Origin of the sequence: Pseudobutyrivibrio sp. OR37, from assembly GCF_900113655.1 — a bacterium.
Lineage (GTDB): Bacteria > Bacillota > Clostridia > Lachnospirales > Lachnospiraceae > Pseudobutyrivibrio.
This window is the reverse complement of record NZ_FOQF01000066.1, coordinates 1-2,902: the sequence shown is the minus strand read 5'-3', so window position 1 is coordinate 2,902 and position 2,902 is coordinate 1. Positions and strand designations below refer to the sequence as shown.

Here is a 2,902-nt window from a genome sequence, read left to right as displayed (position 1 = left end):
TTGACTCAAGGTCAATAATATCATGAGCATAACCAAACCGATTGATGGAGTTGTATAAATGTAAAAACTTAGTAACAAAATATATATTACGAGGAAGGATAGCATGGAAAGAGGGATGGTTTTTATAATCGCAATCATATGTATAATCGCGATTATACTATGTAGTTGCAGTGGCAAAGCTAGTACACCAGTAGTTAATGTAGCAACAATAGATGACTCTGGGGCGATATCTTATTCGTCCATCCTCGATAATGGCAAATTGGATGAAGTAGAAGCATTTACAGTAGATGTAGTGAAAACCTATGATATTACTAATGATTTTGATTATAAATCAGTTAAGAATCTAGGATTTGTTTCACTTAAATCCTCTTATCTAATAGATGAGGATGGAAATGAGACTCAGGCTGATGATGAACAAAGAAAATTTATGCAAGCTCTGGCAGATATATCACATCACCCATTGTGGAATGTTCAGATGATAGAGGATGCTGGTCAATATTTTGCTTTTGTAAAGCATAATGTAAATTGGTGGACACCATGTATACTATATAAATATGATGCTGAAAATAATAAAGCGGTAAAGCTTTATGAATGGGATGATGTTGATTTGCAAGGAATCAAAATATTGGAAAAATAATTACTACACATTTTTAGGTTATAATGGTCTAGACTATAAAATCATGAGGTATTTATTATGGAAAAATATAAGTACAATGATGAAGAGTTTAGATTTATGGAAAATAGCGGGGTCCCTTTTGGTATCTATCAGGTGATTGAGGATAGGATTTACACAATCGTTCTTACTAAAGGCTTCCTTGATTTTTTCGGCTATGCTGATATGCCTAGGGAAGAAGTATATCAGATGCTTAATAATGATTTGTTTATAGATGTTCATCCTGATGATAGAGAGATAGTGAAGGGGATAGTAGATACTTTTAATCACATTCATCAGGATTACAACGCGGTATACAGAATAAAAATCAAGGGTGAGTATCACATGATTCACGCTTTTGGAAAGCGAATTATCAAGGATGATGGAACTGAGCTTGTGTACGTGTGGTACAACCTAGAGGACGAGGCTTATCAGAAGCTGGAGGAGCTTAGAAAATCAATTACTGATTTGCTTACAAATATGCCAGCTATGACCTTTTCAAAGGATGTGAATTCTAGAAAATATATCGCCTGCAATCAGGCTTTTGCAGATTATGCTCACAAGGAAACCCCAGAAGGCGTGGTGGGGCTTACAGATTTTGAAATCTTTGATAAAGATACGGCAAATCATTTTATAGAAGATGATAAAAAGGCTCTTTCTATGGATAAGCCATATATATTTTTTGAAGATGTTCCAGATGCAGCAGGAAATATGCGTCAGTTCCAGACCACAAAGCTGAGATTTACAGATAATCGAGGTAGAGATTGTTTGTTGGGACTTTGCCAGGATGTAACAGATGCAATGCGAATAAAGCGAGAATATGCTGAGAAGCTTGAGCAGGTTCAAAGTCAGGCTAACATAGATTCATTGACTGGAATTAAGAATAAAAATGCATATCAGCAAAAGGAAGACATCATGAACCAGCGTATCATTGCGCGACGCCAGTCAGAGTTTGCAATTACTGTGTTAGATGTCAACAATCTTAAGGAAATCAACGATACCTTAGGTCACAAGGCTGGTGATGAATGTATATGTACGGCTTGCCAGATTATCTGCAAAATCTTCAAACGCAGCCCGGTTTATCGCATAGGTGGCGATGAGTTTGCAGTTATTTCAGTTGATGAGGATTATGAAAATATCAATGAATTAATTGAAACTGTAGCCAAGCACAATGAAGATGCCATTGCTAATGGAGGCGTCGTAATTGCCTGCGGCTGCGCTAAATACACTGATGAAAACAGCATGTCAGAAGTGTTTACCAAGGCTGATAAGAAGATGTATGATAATAAAACTTATTTAAAACAGCAGAAAAAATAATTCTTTAGAGATGTGTGACAGTTGTGTGATAAAAGGTATGTTACCCTATCAGCGTTGAATGAAAAATTTGGTTTTAGCTTTACAAGAAAACGGGGTAGCAGTATGAAAAATAATTTCGCTAGTACATTTACATCTTTTAACTCATTATTTGCAAATATGGTTAACAGGATTACCGAGGAAAAAGCGTTAAGAATTGTCTTGAGCAACCTGGGATATTCGGAAGAGGAAATCCAGTATTCAAGTGTTCGCGGCACTACTGGAGAAAAGGTATATGACGTAAAGGTTATAGCTGATGGGGAAGCATATTACTACACAATTGATATGACAACAGGAAAATGCTCTCTTAAAAATATTGTATTTGCATAGGAGTTTTCAAAACAGAAAGGCGGCAGATTCATTTGAGTCTGCCATCTTTTTTTGTGGACAATTGTCCTCACATTCCTATTAATGTATAATAAGTAAAATTAAAGCACAGTAAGATGTTAAGTTTATTTCGATAAAACAAGATTTCACTTAAAAACTGAAAAGTGGGTTAAGTGGAATAAGGAAAAAATTTTTTTCACTTAAATATAGCTAAATGGTTTTAACTAAAGTTAAGTTTATTTAAGATTTATGATTCCTCACTTAATTAGTGTGTAAGTGAAAAATAGTAACTGCATATTTTCACTTAACTACAGTAGGAAACTACCCCGAAAAGTTAAGTGAAAAAATTTTTCTTCCATTAAAACTTAACAGGATTTACCGAAGTTAAGTGGAAAAATGATTTATAAAGATTCACTTAACTTTAGACTAAAAATCTGTTAAGTGAAATATAAAAATGTATAAATAAACTTAACTTGGAGCATTCCTGTAATTCATAAATAACACCAATTGAATAAAAAAGAACCTCAAGGTAAGATTGAGATGCATCTTGGCGGATGTAACAAATCAATC

At 34.4% G+C, this 2,902-nt stretch carries 3 protein-coding genes; all 3 read left to right on the top strand.

The features are described from left to right. Window positions 1-103: 103 nt before the first annotated feature. The 3 genes from BM097_RS15830 to BM097_RS15820 all read left to right on the top strand — a co-directional run bounded on the left by BM097_RS15830 (window position 104) and on the right by BM097_RS15820 (window position 2,335). The gene (locus BM097_RS15830) at window positions 104-637 is read left to right on the top strand and encodes a hypothetical protein (RefSeq protein WP_090552648.1); all 534 of its coding nucleotides are present in this window, start codon (window positions 104-106) and stop codon (window positions 635-637) included. A 57-nt stretch (window positions 638-694) separates the two neighbouring features. Then, window positions 695-1,969 (top strand): diguanylate cyclase domain-containing protein, encoded by a 1,275-nt coding sequence (locus BM097_RS15825; protein ID WP_090552646.1) that lies wholly within the window; start codon window positions 695-697, stop codon window positions 1,967-1,969. A gap of 102 nt (window positions 1,970-2,071) precedes the next feature. After that, window positions 2,072-2,335 carry a PepSY domain-containing protein gene (locus BM097_RS15820; RefSeq protein ID WP_090552644.1) on the top strand — a complete coding sequence of 88 codons (264 nt, stop codon included), beginning with the start codon at window positions 2,072-2,074 and terminating at the stop codon, window positions 2,333-2,335. Window positions 2,336-2,902 lie beyond the last annotated feature (567 nt).

Coding starts and splice junctions, on each gene's coding strand:
- BM097_RS15830 (WP_090552648.1), top strand. CDS start 104: ATGGAAAGAGGGATGGTTTTTATAATCGCAATCATATGTATAATCGCG.
- BM097_RS15825 (WP_090552646.1), top strand. CDS start 695: ATGGAAAAATATAAGTACAATGATGAAGAGTTTAGATTTATGGAAAAT.
- BM097_RS15820 (WP_090552644.1), top strand. CDS start 2,072: ATGAAAAATAATTTCGCTAGTACATTTACATCTTTTAACTCATTATTT.